General features: G+C 53.2%; 18 protein-coding genes. 10 read left to right on the forward strand and 8 right to left on the reverse strand.

The window, feature by feature from the left end; genetic code table 11:
* Positions 1–276: 276 nt before the first annotated feature.
* On the reverse strand, positions 277–2,211 hold the full coding sequence (gene csrD / locus VGC33_RS21990; protein ID WP_331122897.1) for an RNase E specificity factor CsrD: 1,935 nt from the start codon (positions 2,209–2,211) through the stop codon (positions 277–279).
* A gap of 199 nt (positions 2,212–2,410) precedes the next feature.
* On the opposite strand from csrD, the gene msrP reads away from it, so the two are divergent.
* From msrP to fis, 10 genes are all read left to right on the forward strand, one after another.
* Positions 2,411–3,427 carry a protein-methionine-sulfoxide reductase catalytic subunit MsrP gene (gene msrP, locus VGC33_RS21995; protein ID WP_414636976.1) on the forward strand — a complete coding sequence of 339 codons (1,017 nt, stop codon included), beginning with the start codon at positions 2,411–2,413 and terminating at the stop codon, positions 3,425–3,427.
* Positions 3,428–4,027 (forward strand): protein-methionine-sulfoxide reductase heme-binding subunit MsrQ, encoded by a 600-nt coding sequence (msrQ, locus tag VGC33_RS22000; RefSeq protein ID WP_331122898.1) that lies wholly within the window; start codon positions 3,428–3,430, stop codon positions 4,025–4,027.
* 241 nt (positions 4,028–4,268) lie between these two features.
* Positions 4,269–4,721 (forward strand): type II 3-dehydroquinate dehydratase, encoded by a 453-nt coding sequence (aroQ, locus tag VGC33_RS22005; protein WP_331122899.1) that lies wholly within the window; start codon positions 4,269–4,271, stop codon positions 4,719–4,721.
* Between the two features lie 20 nt (positions 4,722–4,741).
* Positions 4,742–5,206, forward strand: a complete 465-nt coding sequence (gene accB / locus VGC33_RS22010; RefSeq protein WP_331122900.1) for an acetyl-CoA carboxylase biotin carboxyl carrier protein — start codon at positions 4,742–4,744, stop codon at positions 5,204–5,206.
* Between the two features lie 11 nt (positions 5,207–5,217).
* Entirely contained in the window at positions 5,218–6,567 is a 1,350-nt protein-coding gene (gene accC / locus VGC33_RS22015) for an acetyl-CoA carboxylase biotin carboxylase subunit (protein ID WP_331122901.1), read from the forward strand.
* A 131-nt stretch (positions 6,568–6,698) separates the two neighbouring features.
* A complete protein-coding gene (locus tag VGC33_RS22020) occupies positions 6,699–6,941 on the forward strand; it encodes a YhdT family protein (RefSeq protein ID WP_331122902.1) in 243 nt (80 codons plus the stop codon).
* Positions 6,931–8,376: a sodium/pantothenate symporter gene (gene panF, locus VGC33_RS22025; protein WP_331122914.1), complete on the forward strand. Its 1,446-nt coding sequence runs from the start codon at positions 6,931–6,933 to the stop codon at positions 8,374–8,376. The genes VGC33_RS22020 and panF overlap by 11 nt, the downstream gene beginning before the upstream one ends.
* A 20-nt stretch (positions 8,377–8,396) precedes the next feature.
* Positions 8,397–9,278: a 50S ribosomal protein L11 methyltransferase gene (gene prmA / locus VGC33_RS22030; protein ID WP_331122903.1), complete on the forward strand. Its 882-nt coding sequence runs from the start codon at positions 8,397–8,399 to the stop codon at positions 9,276–9,278.
* A 224-nt stretch (positions 9,279–9,502) separates the two neighbouring features.
* Complete coding sequence (dusB, locus tag VGC33_RS22035; RefSeq protein WP_331122915.1) at positions 9,503–10,468, forward strand: tRNA dihydrouridine synthase DusB; 966 nt, start codon at positions 9,503–9,505, stop codon at positions 10,466–10,468.
* Positions 10,469–10,491: 23 nt separating this feature from the next.
* Positions 10,492–10,788: a DNA-binding transcriptional regulator Fis gene (gene fis / locus VGC33_RS22040; RefSeq protein ID WP_331122904.1), complete on the forward strand. Its 297-nt coding sequence runs from the start codon at positions 10,492–10,494 to the stop codon at positions 10,786–10,788.
* 61 nt (positions 10,789–10,849) lie between these two features.
* Here the strand turns inward: fis and VGC33_RS22045 are convergent, their stop codons facing one another.
* The 7 genes from VGC33_RS22045 to cspE form a co-directional block, all read right to left on the reverse strand.
* A complete protein-coding gene (locus VGC33_RS22045) occupies positions 10,850–12,634 on the reverse strand; it encodes a hypothetical protein (protein WP_331122905.1) in 1,785 nt (594 codons plus the stop codon).
* Positions 12,631–13,086, reverse strand: a complete 456-nt coding sequence (locus tag VGC33_RS22050) for a type III secretion system chaperone (RefSeq protein WP_331122906.1) — start codon at positions 13,084–13,086, stop codon at positions 12,631–12,633. The genes VGC33_RS22045 and VGC33_RS22050 overlap by 4 nt, the downstream gene beginning before the upstream one ends.
* A 463-nt stretch (positions 13,087–13,549) precedes the next feature.
* On the reverse strand, positions 13,550–14,161 hold the full coding sequence (locus tag VGC33_RS22055; RefSeq protein WP_331122907.1) for a hypothetical protein: 612 nt from the start codon (positions 14,159–14,161) through the stop codon (positions 13,550–13,552).
* A 246-nt stretch (positions 14,162–14,407) separates the two neighbouring features.
* Positions 14,408–18,046, reverse strand: a complete 3,639-nt coding sequence (locus VGC33_RS22060) for a dermonecrotic toxin domain-containing protein (protein WP_331122908.1) — start codon at positions 18,044–18,046, stop codon at positions 14,408–14,410.
* 439 nt (positions 18,047–18,485) lie between these two features.
* The gene (locus tag VGC33_RS22065) at positions 18,486–18,872 is read right to left on the reverse strand and encodes a carboxymuconolactone decarboxylase family protein (protein ID WP_331122909.1); all 387 of its coding nucleotides are present in this window, start codon (positions 18,870–18,872) and stop codon (positions 18,486–18,488) included.
* A 3-nt stretch (positions 18,873–18,875) separates the two neighbouring features.
* Complete coding sequence (locus tag VGC33_RS22070) at positions 18,876–19,238, reverse strand: MerR family transcriptional regulator (protein WP_331122910.1); 363 nt, start codon at positions 19,236–19,238, stop codon at positions 18,876–18,878.
* A gap of 282 nt (positions 19,239–19,520) precedes the next feature.
* Positions 19,521–19,733 carry a transcription antiterminator/RNA stability regulator CspE gene (cspE, locus tag VGC33_RS22075; protein ID WP_323477555.1) on the reverse strand — a complete coding sequence of 71 codons (213 nt, stop codon included), beginning with the start codon at positions 19,731–19,733 and terminating at the stop codon, positions 19,521–19,523.
* Positions 19,734–19,921 lie beyond the last annotated feature (188 nt).

Consider the following 19,921-nt stretch of genomic DNA (forward strand, 5'->3'; position numbering starts at 1 on the left):
ATTCCCACACACCGAAGAAATCCCTGACGCGGTTTTTAGTCAGATGAAATGCGAGATTACTTCCGTTGCCCGTGTTGGTGTTTGTCGTAACGCCTGACGTATTACGGGCGGTCGCGCCGGCGGCGTGGCCACGGATAAACGGCAAATGAGCGACAGATCGGCAACCGCAGGCAGAAAATCTGGCAGTACACCTGATTCCAGGTAATGTAAGTACCTACTAACCAATTAGGTTAATGGCCGTATTGTACGTTAATTTTTCACGAACTTTTATACTATTCACACATCCTGGCGTGAATATTTTTTTACCATCTGGTCCAGAGACACGATTGGGGCGAAAAAGTCCCCTTGTCCTCCCGCCACCGCGTTATCCAGCAGCGTTTGCCATTCCAGTTTGGTCCTGACGCCGGTGGCGAAAACACGGGTCGCGGTTCCGACGCAGGCTTCGGGCAGGCTCTGGACAAACAGCTGGTTCTCGGCGCGGCGGTCGATCTCCCTGGCCAGGCCGGGATGCAGCTTGATAATGGATATCGTTACCGCGCTGATATACGCGGTGCTCACCACGGTCAGACCCGCCTGTACCACGTTTAAACGACAGCCCAGCGCGTCAAGCAGGCGCAACACCGGACGCAACCGCACCATGTGTTGACACAGATCGGCCTCCACAAGTTCAAACATAATTTGCCGACGCTGCGATTTTGCGCATTGCATCAGCGTATTGCGTAGCCACAGCCGGAAATCGCGTTGCAGCAGCGAGTCCACGCTCAAGGTAATCGCCAGCGCCCGATCCGGCAATTGCGCCAGCAAGGGCAGGATCCGGGTCAGCTGCTGCCGATCGTAGCGCGCCATCAGTCCGAGGCGCCGCAGCATCGGCATAAACTCGGCGGCGGCCAGCGCCTGCCCGCCCTCGGGAATACGGTTGATCAGGACATGGTGATCAAGGCGACCGTCGCGGCCATACACCTCGCGGGTAAACAGCTCAGGCCCGCCGCGCGTCAGCGTCTGCTCCAGCAGGGTGCGCCATTTGACATTGCCCCGCACCTGCTCGGGCACCCGCTGGTCAAACACCGACCAGGCATTGCCGCCCTGCAGTCCCGCCTCGCGGGTCGCCTGCTCCACGGACTCCATCACTTCCAGCGCCGTTTGGTCCTGGCGATAGACGCAAATACCGATATGCAGCGCATCCTCGCGGCGATGACCCGCCACGCCCGGCAGGGTGGCCAGCGCCGCCACCAATTGCGCCGCCAGCGACTCGGCCTGCTTGAGGGAACAATGCGGCAGCAGCACCGCCAGGTCGCGGCGAAAATACCGCGCCAACAGCGCGTCGGGATAACGCATGACATAGCTGGAAATCAGCTGAATCAACGCCGGCATCAGATCCTGGGGGAGTTTATCGCCCCGGCGCGTTTCCGGCAGCGCCGGATCCGGCGTCCGCAGCATCATCACCACGCCGTGCGGCCCCATCTCCTGGTTCTCTTCCAGCTGCAGCGCCAGCTGATTGTCAAAAAACAGCCGGTTGCTCAGGCCGGTTTTGGCGTCCCGCGCCGCGAACGCCCGGATAAGGATATCCACCCGGCTACGCTGCTCGCGGGCCTGCGCCAGATCGCCGAGCAGGCGATCGATGGCGCTGCTGGTCAATGACGGCGACTCACCCGCGTTGCCCGGCACGCTGTCGCGCTCCCCATGCATAATGCGCCGCGCGCGGTATTCCAGAATTTCCTGCGGCTGGATTTGGCGGCGCAGCCAGCGTAAGCCCAGCAACAGGGAAAGCACCATCAGGGCGATGGCGATGCTTACCGGCGCGGTGACCGCCAGCGAGCGCACCTCGCTTAACAGCTCGGTGGGATAGGTCACCTGGACCCGCAGCTCGGGATGATGGGGCAGCGCCAGGCTGCGCCGCAGATAATCGGAAGGGGGATGGGTGTTCTGGGCAAGTCCCGCGGGCAAAAAACGGTTCAGCGTGGTCTCGCCGCGGCGGATCTCCAGCTCGCTGATGCCGCCGCTTTGCAAGGCAAGCGGCAGCCAGCGCGCCAGATCGGTGGGCGGTTGGGTCGACAACGACGCATCGAGCGCCGCGGCAAGCGCCGCCATTTGCCGATCGGTACGGTGCTCGTTAAGATAAAAAAAGCTTAACGAGCTTCCCGCCAGCATCAATATCATCACCAGCGCGCACAGCAAGGCCACCATCGCGGAAAGTCTAACGAGTAATCGCATCCCTGTGCCCCGGCACAATATCTAAGTCAGCCTGACCCTATTTTATCGTCAGTACGGTGGAAATGACATATTTTCAGTCAAAATGGGCAAAATATCGCCAATCCAGGGCCGTTGCGGGGCACGAAAAATAAGTCGTCCCGGCTTGGGAATAAAAAAACGGTTTATACGTCATACTGGCTACAGAGCCTTTTTAAGCTTAATGGAGACGATGATGGCCCGATACCGCAAACTGCTGGAAGCCGATGTTACCGCCGAAGACGTATTTTTCCAGCGGCGGAAGGTGTTAAAGGCGCTCGGCATCACCGCGGCGACGCTCAGCCTGCCGCTGTCGGCACGGGCCGATGTATTGTCCTGGTTCAAGGGCGACAAGGCCGCCCCCGCCGCGCCGGTGGGCAAGGATTTACCCTTTAGCCGGCCCGCCGCCTGGCATACCGATTTGCCGCTGACGCCCTATGATAAAGTCACCGGCTATAATAATTTCTATGAATTCGGCCTGGATAAAGCCGACCCCGCGGCCAACGCCGGCGGCCTGAAAACCGACGGCTGGAAGGTGGTGATCGACGGCGAGGTGGCCAAACCCATGACGCTTGACATGGATGACATCGTGAAACGTTTTGCGCTGGAAGAACGCATCTACCGGCTGCGCTGCGTTGAAGCCTGGTCGATGGTGGTGCCCTGGATAGGTTTTGAACTGGGTAAGCTTATCAAACTGGTGGAGCCGACCAGTCAGGCGCGTTATGTCGCCTTCCAGACCCTCGACGATCCTGAACAGATGCCGGGGGAAAAGAATCGGTATATCGGCGGCGGCCTGGATTACCCCTATGTGGAAGGGCTGCGGCTTGATGAAGCCATGAACCCGCTGGCGCTGATGACGGTCGGCGTTTACGGCAAATCCCTGCCGCCGCAAAACGGCGCGCCCATCCGGCTGATTACCCCTTGGAAATATGGTTTCAAAGGCATTAAATCCATTGTCCATATTCGCCTGACCCGTGAGCAGCCGCCGACCACCTGGAACCTTTCCGCGCCGAACGAGTACGGATTTTACGCCAATGTGAACCCCCATGTGGATCATCCCCGCTGGACCCAGGCCACGGAAAGGGCGATCGGGGCCGGCGGCATACTGGATGTAAAACGCCAGCCGACCCTGCTGTTCAACGGTTACGCCGAACAGGTGGCCGGCTTGTATCGCGGACTGGATTTACGGGAGAACTTCTGAGTGCGGCTTAATCTTAAACAGATTTTCTGGCTAAAGGTGCTGATTCACCTGGCGGCGTTCCTGCCCCTGGTCTGGCTGGTCTATGCGGTCAGCCAGGGTGATTTCAGCGCCGATCCGGCCAAGGATATCCAGCATTTTACCGGGCGCATGGGGCTCAAACTGCTGCTGGCGTCGCTATTGATTACCCCGCTGGCGCGCGTCGGTCGCCAACCCCTGCTGATCCGCTGCCGCCGGATGATTGGCCTGTGGTGTTTCGCCTGGGTAAGCCTGCACCTGTTGAGCTATTCCGTGCTGGAACTGGGCATCGACAATCTCGGCCTGCTGGGCCGCGAACTGGTTACCCGCCCCTACCTGACGCTGGGCATCATCAGCTGGCTGATTTTACTGGCGTTGACGCTAACCTCTACCCAGCGCGCCCAGCGTAAATTAAAAAACCGGTGGCAAACGCTGCATAACCTGATCTATGTTGTGGCGGTCCTGGCGCCGATACATTATCTCTGGTCGGTAAAGATCCTCACGCCCCAACCGGTGTTTTATGCGCTGGCGGCGGTGGTCCTGCTGGCGCTGCGTTACAAAAAATTTCGCGCATGGCGGCGATAACAGCCGAATTTTTTATTTCATTACCTCCTCGAAATGCGCTATCTTGCACACCACTTTGGATACCGCGTCCAGCTCATCTTCGCAGATAACGCCAGTATGTTGCTGCGAAAAGTTGCGATATCATTATAATGCTTGACCCTGTTAACAGTCCGGACCGGATTTTTCATCTAAAAGGTGACAAAACGGTAACGGGAGGTTATTTTTTACGGGGCTTCGTTAAATAACCGGAGATAGCGGCACGATGGCGGATAAGTTTCACATTTTGCTCCTGAATGGTCCCAACCTGAACCTGCTGGGAACCCGAGAGCCGGATAAGTATGGCCACACCACGCTCGCCGATATTATCAGCAGTATGGAGAAACAGGCGCAGGATCTTGACGTGACGTTAAGCCACCTGCAATCCAATGCGGAGCATGTCCTGATAGACCGCATCCATCAGGCCCGTGGTAATACCGATTTTATCGTGATCAATCCCGCGGCGTTTACCCATACCAGCGTAGCGTTACGCGACGCGCTGTTAGCGGTAAACATCCCATTTATTGAGATTCACTTATCCAATGTGCATGCGCGCGAGCCTTTCCGGCATCATTCCTATCTCTCCGATATTGCGGTCGGCGTTATCTGCGGCCTAGGCGCCGATGGTTATCATTTTGCTTTTCAGACGGCGGTCAAACGTCTGTCTGCATCCAATTAATTAGTGTATGGAACCCACTCATGGATATTCGTAAGATCAAGAAACTGATTGAACTGGTTGAAGAATCCGGCATTTCAGAGCTGGAAATCTCCGAAGGCGAGGAATCGGTCCGTATCAGCCGTGCTCCGGCCATGCCTGCCTATCCCATGATGCAACAGGCTTATATCCCCGCGGCCCAGCAACAGATGGCTCCAGTGGCCGCCGCCGCCCCCGCGGCCGAGCAGGCCGCCGCCGTACCCGCCGCCATGAGCGGCCATCTGGTGCGTTCCCCCATGGTCGGCACGTTCTATCGCACCCCAAGCCCTGACGCCAAACCTTTTATTGAAGTCGGACAGAAGGTTAACGTCGGCGACACGCTGTGCATCGTCGAAGCCATGAAAATGATGAACCAGATAGAGTCCGATAAAGCCGGGGTGGTCAAAGCCATTCTGCTGGACAATGGACAACCGGTTGAATACGACGAGCCGCTGGTCGTCATCGAATAACGAGGCGCCACATGCTAGATAAAATTGTTATCGCCAATCGTGGTGAAATTGCGCTGCGTATTTTGCGCGCTTGTAAGGAATTAGGCATTAAAACCGTGGCGGTGCATTCCACGGTGGATCGTGACCTGAAACACGTCCTGCTGGCCGATGAAACCATCTGTATCGGTCCCGCGCCCTCGGTTAAAAGCTACCTCAATATCCCGGCGATCATTTCGGCGGCGGAAATCACCGGCTCGGTGGCCATCCATCCCGGCTACGGTTTCCTGTCCGAAAACGCCGATTTCGCCGAACAGGTAGAACGCTCCGGCTTTATTTTCATCGGCCCGCGCGCCGAGACCATTCGCCTGATGGGCGACAAAGTCTCGGCCATCAGCGCGATGAAAAAAGCCGGCGTGCCCTGCGTGCCCGGATCCGACGGCCCGGTCGGCGACGATATGGAAAAAAATCGCGCGGTAGCCAAACGTATCGGTTATCCGGTCATCATCAAGGCCTCGGGCGGCGGCGGCGGTCGCGGCATGCGCGTCGTGCATAGCGATAACGAGCTGGAATCCTCGCTTAAAATGACCCGCGCCGAAGCCAAGGCGGCGTTTAACAACGACGTCATTTACATGGAAAAATACCTGGAAAACCCCCGGCATATCGAGGTGCAGGTATTAGCGGACGGCCAGGGCAACGCCATTTACCTGGCGGAACGCGACTGCTCCATGCAGCGCCGTCACCAGAAAGTCGTGGAGGAAGCGCCCGCGCCGGGCATCACCGAGGCCATGCGCCGCTACATCGGCGAACGCTGCTCCAAAGCCTGCCGGGATATCGGCTACCGCGGCGCCGGCACCTTTGAATTCCTGTATGAGAACGGCGAGTTTTATTTCATCGAAATGAATACCCGCATCCAGGTTGAACATCCGGTTACCGAGATGATAACCGGGGTGGATCTGATCAAGGAACAGTTGCGCATCGCCGCCGGCCAGCCTTTATCCATCAAGCAGGATGAAGTGAAGGTCACGGGCCATGCGGTGGAATGCCGTATCAACGCCGAGGATCCCAATACATTTATGCCAAGCCCCGGCAAGATTACCCGCTTCCACGCGCCGGGCGGTTTTGGCGTGCGCTGGGAATCGCATATATACGCGGGCTATACCGTGCCGCCGTATTATGATTCGATGATTGGCAAGTTGATATGTTATGGCGAGAACCGCGATGTCGCCATCGCGCGTATGAAAAATGCGCTGGCGGAGCTAATTATCGACGGCATCAAGACCAATATTGATTTGCAGCTGAAAATCATGAACGACGAAAACTTCCAGCACGGCGGCACCAATATCCACTATCTCGAGAAAAAACTCGGTTTAGTGGAAAAATAACCCACGCCTTCGAAGGCCGGTTTTTGCCGGCCTTTTACCTATAAAACCCCTTTAGCACTATGCAAATTGGCTGCATGCCGTAAAATCCCCTTTTTTTCCATTATCAATAATCATCCCGGTACCAAGACATCATGGATAAACGATTTCTTCAGGCTCACCGCGAAGCCCGGTGGGCGTTTGGCCTGGCGGTTGCCTATCTGGTTGCCTGGCTGCTGGCCGCCTACCTCCCCGACGACCGTCCGGGGATAACCGGCCTGCCCCACTGGTTTGAGCTGGCCTGCCTGTGGGTGCCGCTGCTGTTCCTGGCGCTCTGCTGGCTGATGGTGCGCGTTATCTATCGCGATATCCCCCTGGAGGATCATGATGCAAAGTGAGATCCTGTTACCGCTGATTGCCTACCTGGCCCTGGTCTTCGCGCTCTCGTTCCATGCGTACCGGCGCCGCCAGAAGGGCGAGTTCCTCACCGAATATTTCCTTGGCAGCCGCTCGATGGGCGGTTTTGTGCTGGCGATGACCCTCACCGCCACCTATATCAGCGCCAGCTCCTTTATCGGCGGGCCGGGCGCGGCCTATAAATATGGACTCGGCTGGGTACTGCTGGCGATGATCCAACTGCCGACGGTATGGCTGTCGCTTGGGGTGCTCGGCAAAAAATTCGCCATCCTCGCCCGCCGCTACAATGCGGTCACGCTCAACGACATGCTGCTGGCCCGCTATCAAAGCCCGCTACTGGTATGGCTTGCCAGCGTCAGCCTGCTGGTGGCCTTTATCGGCGCCATGACGGTGCAGTTTATCGGCGGCGCGCGCCTGCTGGAAACCGCCGCCGGCATACCCTACGATACCGGGCTGCTGATTTTCGGCGTCAGCATCGCGCTTTATACCTCGTTCGGCGGTTTTCGCGCCAGCGTGCTCAATGACGCCTTCCAGGGTCTGGTCATGCTGCTGGGCACCTTTATCCTGCTGTTCAGCGTAATCCACGCCGCGGGCGGCCTGTCGAGCGCGGTGGCCAAGCTCCAGCAGATCCAGCCGGCGCTGGTGTCCCCCTCCGGCGTGGACCACGTGCTGACGCCGCAGTTTATGTCATCGTTCTGGATCCTGGTGTGTTTCGGCGTTATCGGCCTGCCCCATACCGCGGTGCGCTGTATCTCGTACCGTGACAGCAAAGCGGTACATCGCGGCATCATCATCGGTACGCTGGTGATCGGCGTGCTGATGCTGGGCATGCATCTCGCCGGCGCCCTGGGACGGGCGATATTGCCCGACCTGACCATTCCCGACCAGGTGATCCCGACGCTGATGATCACCGTCCTGCCGCCGGTGGTGGCCGGCATTTTCCTGGCCGCGCCGCTGGCGGCGATTATGTCGACCATAAACGCACAACTGCTGCAATCGTCGGCGACCATCGTCAAAGACCTGTATCTCAGCCTGCGTCCCGCCCAGGCGGTTAACGAAACATTGCTCAAGCGGATGTCCAGCACCGTCACCCTGGTGCTGGGCCTGTTGTTGCTGGTGGCCGCCTGGCGTCCGCCGGAAATGATCATCTGGCTCAACCTGCTGGCCTTCGGCGGACTCGAAGCGGTGTTTTTATGGCCGCTGGTGCTGGGGTTATACTGGGAACGCGCCAACGCGGCCGGGGCATTAAGCTCGATGATCGGCGGCGGGCTATGTTACGCCGTGCTCGCCACGCTCGACGTGCATATCGCCGGCTTCCACCCCATCGTGCCCGCGCTGGCGCTTAGCCTGGCGGCGTTCCTGGCGGGCAATCTCCTTGGCCACGCCGCCCGGCCCGTAGCCCGGCCCGGCGTTTAATTTTTTATTGGGAGCAACTGATGCCCTGGATACAAATCAAAATCAACACCACCGGCGCCGACGCCGAAACCCTCAGCGACGCGCTAATGGCAAGCGGCGCGGTATCGGTCACCTTTCAGGATACCCATGACAATCCGGTATACGAGCCGCTGCCGGGCGAGACGCGTTTATGGGGCGATACCGATGTCATAGGTCTCTACGAGGCCGATATCGACCTGGCGGCGGTAATAGAGGCCTTAGCGGGCCATCCGCTGCTGGGGCACGGTTTTCACCATAAAATCGAACAACTCGAGGATAAGGATTGGGAGCGTGAATGGATGGATAATTTCCATCCCATGCGCTTTGGCGAACGGCTGTGGATTTGTCCCAGTTGGCGCCCGGTGCCGGACCCCAGTGCGGTAAACGTCATGCTCGACCCCGGCCTGGCCTTCGGCACCGGCACCCACCCCACCACCGCCTTATGTCTCCAATGGCTGGATGGACTGGACCTGGACGGTAAAACGCTCATTGATTTCGGCTGCGGTTCCGGCATCCTGGCCATCGCGGCGTTGAAGCTGGGCGCCGCGCGCGCCGTCGGCATCGATATCGATCCCCAGGCCATCCAGGCCAGCCGGGATAACGCCCAACGCAATGGCGTGGCCGACCGGCTAGACCTGTACCTGTCGCATCAGCAACCCGGCAACCTGAGCGCCGACGTGGTGGTGGCGAATATCCTGGCCGGTCCCCTGCGCGAACTGGCGCCGCTCATCACCACTTTGCCGAAGCCGGGCGGCCTACTCGGCCTGTCCGGCATTCTGGCCAGCCAGGCGGAGAACGTCGCGGCGGCCTACGCCGACGCATTTTCACTCGACCCGGTGGCCGAGAAGGATGAATGGTGCCGGATAACCGGCCGCCGCCGCTAACCCGGCCGGCGCCGCACTGCCGACGGTGGGAAAAAACCGCGGCGGCATAAAATGTTTATCGGATATAACCTGCTGTTTTTATTGAAAATAATTAAAAAACTGCCATGCTAAGAACAATTTCATTGATCTGCAGCGGCGGATTGTTCAAAGTTTGGCCTTTCATCTGGCGAAAAAAATGCGTAATATACGCGCCCTTGCGGACACAGTATGGTCTCTCTTTGTCTATGCGTATTGGACACCTGCAGCTTGATAATTGCCTGATAGCCGCCCCGATGGCCGGAGTGACAGACCGCCCATTCAGAGCGCTTTGTCATGCGATGGGAGCGGGGTTGGCCTTTTCCGAAATGCTTTCCTCGAATCCTGAGGTCTGGCGCACGGATAAGTCCCGTCTACGTATGGTACATAGTGATGAGCCCGGTATCCGGGCCGTGCAGATTGCCGGGTGCGATCCTGATGATATGGCCGCCGCCGCCGTCATTAACGTGGCGAACGGCGCGCAGCTGATTGATATCAACATGGGTTGCCCCGCCAAAAAGGTTAACCGGAAGATGGCGGGTTCCGCTTTGCTGCAGTATCCGGATCTGGTGAAACAGATCCTGCTTACCGTGGTCAAGGCGGTGGACGTGCCGGTAATGCTGAAAATACGCACGGGCTGGTCGCCGGAACACCGAAATTGTGTAGAAATTGCCCAATTGGCCGAAGATTGTGGTATACAGGCCATCACGATACATGGCCGAACCCGTGCCTGCTTGTTCAACGGCAACGCGGAGTACGACAGTATTCGGGCAGTTAAACAGTCTGTTGCCATTCCGGTTATCGCGAATGGCGACATCACTGACCCGCATAAAGCCAGAGCGGTGCTTGACTACACCGGGGCCGACGCCCTGATGATAGGACGCGCCGCCCAGGGAAGACCTTGGATCTTCCGGGAAATCCAGCATTATCTGGACACGGGGGAGCTGCTGCCACCGCTGCCGTTAGGCGAGGTGAAGCGTTTGTTGATAGAGCATGTCCGGGAACTGCACGACTTTTATGGTCAAGGCAAAGGATTCCGCATTGCTCGTAAGCACGTATCCTGGTATTTGCAGGAACATGCCCCCGACAACCAGTTTAGGCGCACATTCAACGCCATTGAGGATGCCGGCGAACAGCTGGAGGCGTTGAAGGCATATTTTGAAAATCTTGCGTAATTGAAAAAAGAGCTGACAGAACTATGTTCGAACAACGCGAAAATTCTGACGTACTGACCGTTTCCACCGTTAACTCTCAGGATCAGGTAACAAAAAAACCACTGCGGGACTCGGTGAAACAAGCACTGAAGAACTATTTTGCTCAATTAAACGGTCAGGATGTAAATGATGTGTATGAGCTGGTGCTGGCTGAAGTAGAACAGCCACTGTTGGACATGGTCATGCAATACACTCGTGGCAACCAAACCCGCGCCGCCCTGATGATGGGCATTAACCGCGGTACGCTGCGTAAGAAACTGAAAAAATATGGTATGAACTGATACCATTAAGTTAACCCATTATTTTAAAAAGCGTTATCAGGAAACTGATAACGCTTTTTTATTAGCATGATGAAACCATATCAGACGCCTGCTTTAGCACCCCTCTGCTGAGAAATGTTATGGGCGAGTCCATTTCAACCTTTTTTGGCGGCTCAAATGTCATTGTGCCTTTCAGGAAGATACGGGTATCGGAGATGCTTATCTTTTGTTTTTCAACCCCTTTATCATTTAAGGACAATTGCACCTTCACCGTGGAGATGATATGACCCTGATTGCTTTCTGAGGTTTCCAATGCATCAACCGCTTTGCCAAGCGCCGATATGGGCCATTTCAGCGTAATGTCGATATTAACCCCATTATCCTTGCTTACCACAAAGCTAACATTGGGTTGCTTGACTTGCATCCAGATGTTATCGGCAAGGATCAGGTCCGGCCGCCTGCGGGTGAACTGACTGAACACTTCTTCCTGCACCGATTGCGCAATGCTTTCCGGGACTAAATAACGGGTCAACGCCATCAGGCTCATGGGATTATGATCGACAATCTCGGATAATTGTCCTAACTGACGCTGCTGGGCATGGGTCAGCCGCGGCTGGTTATCCCGGATATTCTTTGCCTGGGAAATGAACTGATTGCCCATCTCTGCGGCCCAGCGGACATAGCTTTGCTGGCTGTTATCCACCTTGAGGTCAATACCGGTCCTTAAGGCGTTAACGAATGCGCCATCGGCAAAATAAGCGTCGATTTCCTGCGGGTGGTGAACCGGTGCGCGAAACCGGTTAGTGACAAAATCAACCAGCATCGGCGACGGCGCGTAAGTCTTGGCATAATTTACCGAGACCGATACCAGGCCACCCAACCAGTCTTGCGCCACGCTGATATCCTGCGCGGAAAATCTGGATAAAAATTTCCTGATATTCTGGCATTGCTGTTGGAATGATGCGCGCGGACCAGCCGGTAAAGCCGCTATTTCTTTATCCAGCACTGACCCATAACCTGTGGCATAGGCCTTTATGACCACTGCGGCGAAGTCTTTATTCGACATATCTTTTGCCACCGAGATATCGCTTGGCCAGCACTCGGGAAATACCTTACTAAGATTTGTTTCGCTGTAAGGCATGCCTAGCAATGTTTGCAGATAATCTAATTTCCGGCAAATACCGGTGACGATATCAGGGGTGTTCTCCATTAGTATGTCTAGTGACCCTACCCCCGCCGGGGGTGGCGGCAATGAGCCGGGATCGGTGGTTAAACTTTGGTGTAGTTTCCATGCGACAACATGATGCAAAGGAGATGTGGGCTTGTATTCCAGCCGATCCAATATGGCCCGCTTCAGCGCCGACATAAAGATGGCTGAAATGATCTTACCGCCGGTATAACCGGCTAAGGCGTTATATAACGCCATTTTCAACACGTTTTCTCCCCCCCGCTGTTCTGTTAACGCCACCAGAACCCGTTCTAGAGCATGGTCTTGCAGTAAAACCGGCCCAATACATTGAGCAATCCCCGAGGCTAATTTTTGCGCAAGCGCTCCCTGGCCTTTCGATTGTAAAATCAACTCAACCAGCGGGGCAATACCGTCATTAACCTGATGAAGTGTATTGTCAAACAGGACGCTTCTTCCCAGGCTGACAATCTCGGCGCTACGCTTTCCCAGCATTTGGTTGGTAACAATATATTCCTGCCCCAGCGAGAGGGTATTGGAAATTATTTTCCTCGCCAGAACATCCCTGTTGATGGAACCGCCGGAAATGCGATTCACCAAGCCATTTACAGTCTTCCATCTATCCAATATCCTATAGGTCAACGCCTGGATGCCGAATTTCGGGATCGAGACGTTATTCATGTTTTCCGCCTCAAAGGTAACTTATTTGGCGCCGAAAAACCGCCTAATTTTGGTTTAGTTAACCGGCTGATTTTAGATAAATTTTCACGCCAGTACTGTACCTGATCGACTAATGTCTCGATATGCTTCATCGCACTTTCCGGCGCGATAATATCCAGGTCGAATAAACAGAATAATAAAACCCTCTGCCCACCGGCATCATAGCCAAACCAACAGCGGCTGGTGGCGACACCAAATAAGTGGATTTGCATCAAAGAGGCAAAAAAGTCGTCGGAAAGTATCTCTGTAATCTGCATAACCGGCGAAAATAAATAAACATGGTTATCATGATATTCAAATGTAATATCAATATCCTGATCAAAACAGATTGTACATCCGCCGCTAACCGCTGCATCACCGATATTAATATAGCCATCCGCGGAGAATAAGTTTAAAAGCTCAGAAAAAGTCATATGTTCACCATTGAAGGCATTATAAGAAAATTTACTAAAAAAACAGATATATACGGCTATCTACCCACAGCAGGGTTATGCTACTTAACGAGCCGCATATAAGTTATTCTTTATATTTAGGAGGTAGTAGTATCAATGGAAAATCTGATCTGGATAACCAAAGGGGCGGGCATCCTTTATTGAACGTTGCCCTCACCCCCGGATGGTTTTCAGTTACTGTGCTCCGATCGGAAAAAATAGCGGTCGCGTGCCCCGCTAACAAATCGAGGCCGTATTTTTATGCTGATCAAGGTGCAACATTAACTACTAAGCTCCACTGTACCTTAACAGAATGAAATAATGATTCTTTCAAAAAACGATTATTTGCGTGAATTATTACCATAGGAAGTATATGAAACGCGGCGGCATGTTTGGCGTGCCGGCAGCGCCGCCGGCGGGCATGCCATCAAAGGCTTGCCGTAAATCATTTAACCCATCGGCCGCGTCCGGCCGGCAGCGCCGCCGCCAGGCTTTTTCTCATTTCCCGTCGATACTGTATCGCCGCCACCAACGCCAGCAACGGCAACGACAGCTCCAAAAACTCCTCCTGCGAAGTTTGCAGCGCCACCAGCCATTCGGGCGCATGCCAGCCGAAACTGTCCTTAATCATGCCCAGGGAGCGGTCGATAATGTTGGTAATTCCAATCAGGAACACAAACGTGGTGATGGTCACCGCATGGGCTTGGCCCGCCCGCACCGCGCGCAATACGGGTAAGGCATGCCAAATCAGCAAATACAGGCAGGCGATCACGATAGGCACCAGGGACAGCAGCGCGTACAGCTTATCAAGCGCGGGCAGGGAACCGGTCCAGAAGCGCAATTTGAGCATGCTCATATGATCGATATATTTATGCAGGTCCGCCTCGCGCGCCATCATCGCCAGCAGGGCTACGACGACGGCAACGCGGGTACGACGACGGCAACGCGGCAGGGGCAGCAGCACCAACGAAAGAATAGCGATGCCGTAACCCACCAGCGTCAGGTTTTCCACCAGTTGCCCCTCTTCGACCAGATGTACTAACGTGTCGGTAGGCATCAGGAACCATAGGATCAAGGTGAACACAGAGACGGCGGCGGCCGACCAAACAGAAAAACGAGGGGTGTCAAGAAAGGACATGATGCCATCTCGAAAAAAGGAAACCATTATTACCGTCAGGCGCCATTTTTTTTTAACAATCCATGCGGACTCTTCACCTCGACTAATCTATTTTGTCGTTGCCATCACAATATAAGCCTCCATGCCTGACGGTAGCCCTTGCGTCAACCTCCCGTGGCAACCTGCCTACGCCGTGGGCGTGAACATCGGTATGCCGCTATAGATATCCTTTAACCCATCCGCACCGCTGCCCTGGCTGACGCCGACAAGGCAAACATTCTCCCCCGCGATATTTTGCACGGTGCGGATACTTTCCACCTTCAGCGGGGTGCCAGGCTGCACCAGCAGATGATCGATTAGAAAATCGCTACTGGCAATTTTCTTGCGTACGCTTTTATCAAAAATCATAATGACCCGATCGCCGCTGATTCTGGCCACGTTCCGGGTCCAATTATTCAGCCATTCAACGCTGTTGGTCGGTAAAGCGGAGGCGGACATAAAACCGCGATCGGCAACGCTATCACCCGCCTTAATCTTTTGGTTATAAACACCAGCGGGATAGGTGGCCGAACGATAGGCGGGCTTATCGAACTCATCAAGCTGGGCATACTCCGCCAGCATATCCGCCGCGGCATCGCTTGCCCTTACGCCGCCGGCATCCACATCGTCAATGCCAAAGCGCAGCCAGTTGTTGATAAAATCACTGCCGGCTTCGGTAAACTCCTCAATCACCTGCACATTGCCCGCTTTTTTCACCATTTCACTCAGCACATCGGTATATTCAACCAGTAAATCCTGGGAAAGATGGGTTGGCACGCTACCCTGTTGGAGCAGTTTTTCCAGGTTGATCATCTCGCGCCGCAGCCTGCCGCCGGCCGTTTCAACATCACCGGGATATAATTTCCGAATATGCTGATCAAGGGCAGCGTCATTGCGTAGCGTTCCTTTATCCGCCTCGCGCAGCACCAGACGATCGGGAAAAATATCTTTAACGCTAAACAGCGTCTTTTGGGCAATAACGATTTTAACATCCGCTGCTGTATCTGCCGGGAAATTAATGGGATACCCATTTTTTTCCAGCTGTATCTCCAGTGTGACCAGCCTGTAGCCCGGTTCCGGAACAGGGGGTTTTACCCAGGACGGTTCCAGCGGCACCAGCGCGATTTTGGCGATGACGAACAGGGATTCTTTATTAATAGCGCCGAACTCATTTGCATCAAGCATGGCCGCGGTCCTGACCACGCACGGTATCGCTTTGAGCTTAACCAGAATTGGCGGCAAACCATCGATAAGCTTTCCCCAATCACCCATGCCCCGTTCAGGCTTGGATGCTTCGGGCAATTCCCGGAAGGGGGACTCATGATAAGACTGAGACTCCGCCGAAAGCAGCGATTTCAGCAGGGTGGTTTCATCCGGCCGCAGTGCGGTATGGGACTGAAGTTTAAGATGCGACGGCGAGTTTCGCGATGAGCTGAATATTTCCTTAGCCCACTCCCTGCGTGTTATCAGTGTAGAGCCTTTTTTACTCCCAGAAAAAAAAACGCGCAGGATCATTTTTTCCCGCTGGTTATCCATAACCGCTGAAATGATATAGCCATTATCTGTTTCTTGTACAGGATAATACGCCTGTGCCACCTTAAGATATTTTTTATTAATCGTTTTATCCATGAATAATTTATTCGATTTATCAAATATCAATCGCCCTTCAATATCAGCGGCAGGAACACCTTTGTAATGAATATCTGCCATCACTTTTTGCAGACGCGGAGAAATAACCTGGAACATTTTATCAGGCAAGGCTGACGGGCTAGCGCCTCGCCCGGGCATAACCGGCAATGCCAGGCGTTGATCAGGCAAATGAACGTGAAGATATTTACTTGAATGGGGATTAAAGTAAATACCTAACCGTTGCCCGTCTCCCAAATAGTAATAGCCGGGTTTACCGATGCTATTGACTTTATAAATTTTCTGATTTATTAGAATAAAACATCCACCTTCAACGTCATGCATAATTCCGAATTTATCAGCAGCCGACAATTGCGGTAATGTTACCGTTGACTCACGGATGCCTAAGTCGACAATGCTTTTTTCAATATAAGGTCCGAATGTTATCCTACCCAAGGGATTATCAACCTGGCTTGATGCCGCGCTGAGCGGGAACTGTTCCCTGCCATCGCTATTTTTTTGCATGCGATCGCGGATTTCCCTGGCTATGCTTTTTTTATTTTCGCCAATCTTTGGCAATAATTCCACTTCGTCAAAAGGAATATTCAAGCGGCCATCCAGGACGCCGGATAAAATCATAAGTATAACATTTACACTGTCGCCATACAGGGATAAAACCCCGCGCCGGCGATCGGCCTCGTTATCTCCATTGACCATTTTGTTGATATCCAGCCCCAAGGATATCAGCGGGGTGACGGGATTGGGGATCAGCATATTGGCAATGGAAAAATAGCGCATCGCCATGTCCAACCTGACTTCCGTATTTGATTTGATTAGGGAATCCGCATCGGAGCAGGCCATATTATACTGATTAGACGTCAGTTGGGTAATCAATTCTCCCGAGATCTCGTTGCCGTTAGTCCAAATTTTATCAAAAAAAACCTGATCCCGGTCCGTTGCTATCATTGCCAGCCAGTGGTCTACGCCACTGTAGAAATTGCCATCCTGCCGCTGATGTAAAGTGAAATGCGCGGCAATTGTATTCCGCTTTTCCATATCTGCGCAGCGATCGGAAAACCAGGATCTCATTTCAGCTGCGCTGGAGAAATAATATAATTTATCATCGTCCCTTGGCATATAAAGCGCGATTTCAGCCGAACCCTTTCGAGACAACACCACGAGATCGGTTGCAAGATAACCGTTGATATCGAAAATATACTTTCTTATCTCTTCTTTTTCATCGGGTAAAATGGAAAAAGCTTTCAGAAAGAAATTCAGTTTATCTTCATTTTCTTTTATTATTTTTGACAGTCCGGTTATCAGCAAACAAAAATTAATCATTTCCGGAATTTCCGTATGCCAATAGTGTTCCAGCCTGGATTGATATAAATCAAAAAAATTTATCTGAGATACAATTGATAAAATCAGCGAGGGTTTTATCCGCACTTCATTTTCCGCGCCAAAGGAGGACGTTGCCGTCGCCCTGTCCCGATAGATCCCGGCCATTTGATCCAGCACGTCTATATTATCCCGCGCGTCGGCGGGAAAGTTGGAAAGCATGCATTCAGCTAACGTTCTTGATTCCACCGGCGTGGAACCATCATGGCGCCAACCGGTAATGGAATGATGATCATTTTGTGCTTCGATGAAATGATGGAAATAAATTTTGTTCGGATCAAGCGTTAAACCAGCTCTTTTTTTTATCGCCTTAGCCATTTCATCGGCCGCGATTTTTAAAATATCCGGATACATTTTTTCATAGTAATGGTATAGTAAACTTATCGATGCCGAGATATTTGTTTTTATTCTACCGGTTTTGTCGGTGTCATTATAATGTTCAGCAATCATTTTTATATCATCAAGATAAAAATTTTCTACATTTTTGAATGAACCGGGAAGGCCATCTGGTTCATTTTGATTGAGAAGCTCCCGGCGCGTTATGCGCGGAAAAGCATTGGCGATATTGGCCTCGTTATGGGTGATATGATATTTAAGCCTGTGATATATATCGCGCCCGGCGGGATCAGCTCTCGTTGCCGCCCTGGTGAGGGTCCTCCCCTGGCCCTGGGTGACCTTACTGAGCAAAAGCAGCAACGAGATGAACACCGAGGCGCAATCTCTGTTCACATTGACGAAACGTGAGCCTCGTGAGCGCTCCATGCCTCCGTGCGCCGGGCGGGGGAAAATTGCTTTCCGAATTCTACTATTATAAGCTAAAGATTCATTTATATAATTATTTATTAATCCAATCATCAAATGCCACCTATTATTTAAATAAATAGCAAGTTCATTCTCTGGCCAAAAGGAAAGTGCTGTTTATTTTACACTGATACAACAGTCGCCTAACTTTATAAGTTATCGGAAAAATAAGTCAATACCGAATAATACAAATAACATATTGGGCTATGCCATTTGTTATTAAATTATAATACTTGCGCGAACGCCTGCCATATATTTCCGGGGCTACTAACATACCAGCCGATAATTAAAATCAAGCGGCAACCTCATGTTGCCGCAGCAATAAACCCTGTTCACTTCATGATTTAAGTTTTGACGGCGGCATGCCGCTAAGCAGGCCATACGCTGAATAGGGCGTAATTCAGGATTGATTGAACAGCGCTTTAGCCACGAACAACCCGTTCAACGCCGCCGGAAACCCTGCATATACCGCCATTTGCATAATGACTTCGGTGATTTCCTCACGCGTTAACCCTACGTTCAGGCCGGCCTGGATATGGACGTGCAACTGCGGCGCGCAATTACCCATCGCCGTTAGCGCGGCGATAGTGGCGATTTCACGTGCGCGCAGGTCTAACCCCGGCCGTGAGTAAATATCGCCGAAGGGGAACTCAAGCAGATATCGCGCGAAATCAGGTGCGATATCCGCCAGGGCATCAATTACGCTTTCCCCCGCGCTGCCGTCGATAGCGGCTAATGCTTTTTTACCCTGTTCCAGTCTGGATAAGGTTGAATCCTGTATGGTCATAAATTACTCCTCGAGCGCGTTGGCGCCGGCATAACCGGCAATTTTGGCGTCAAGGACGAGCAGTGATGATTGCAGTTCAGCGATATGCGCCCGTAGCTGTTGACGATGCGTCTCCAACAGGCGCCGGCGCTCAGGGTGCGTTGCCGCGCCACCGCCGCGCAACGAGGCGTAGCGCAACATATCGCGTATCGGCATACCGGTGGTTTTCAAACGCTGCAAAAAGGCGATCCAGGGCAAAATCGCGTTATCATAATAACGCTGTCCCGCTTCATCCCGCAGGGCATAGGGCAGCAGGCCGATGCGTTCATAGTAACGCAGGGTATGGGCCGACAGCCCGGTCTTTTTCACAATGTCGCCGATCTTCATATCCATCCTTATTTCGTCCTGACCTTGGTTATGCTAAAGGTTAGAGCGCACGCTAGGTCAAGCGACAAAACAGGTTTTTTGCGGCCGGCCGGTTTTTATACGAAAAAAAGCCCCGACAATGTCGAGGCTCTTTAATTCTGTTTTCGGTACGGGATGCCTTGGTTTTCTGGCGGCGATGCCGCGCTACCCAAGGGCTATTCTTTCAAGAATGTCTTTCAAGAACGTCTTTCAAGAATATCCGGTAACCTGCTTCTGCTGGGTTATAACCTGGTAATAGTTAAATTACAGGGCGACAACGTTGGCGGCAGACGGGCCTTTCTGGCCTTTTTCGATAGTGAATTCAACGCGCTGACCTTCGTCAAGGGTTTTGAAATCATTGCTCTGGATGGCGGAGAAGTGTACGAACACGTCTTTGCTGCCGTCAGCAGGAGTGATGAAACCGAAACCTTTACCAGCGTCAAACCATTTAACGATACCAGTCATTTTGTCAGACATAGATACTTCCTTCATAATTATTTGTGCCACAATGTGGCGATGTGAAAAGGTCTGTTTGCCAGGGATTACTTATGGGCACTTAAGAAGGAAATTCGTCGAAGAAGTGATGGTAGACTATCGCTTTTACTTGAACAACTTTACTAAAATGGCTTACATAAATAGGTCTGTACTACAAACCGTTGACGCTA

It is taken from the genome of Acerihabitans sp. (assembly GCF_036398755.1).
In the GTDB taxonomy this organism is placed as follows: Bacteria; Pseudomonadota; Gammaproteobacteria; order Enterobacterales; family Enterobacteriaceae; genus Acerihabitans.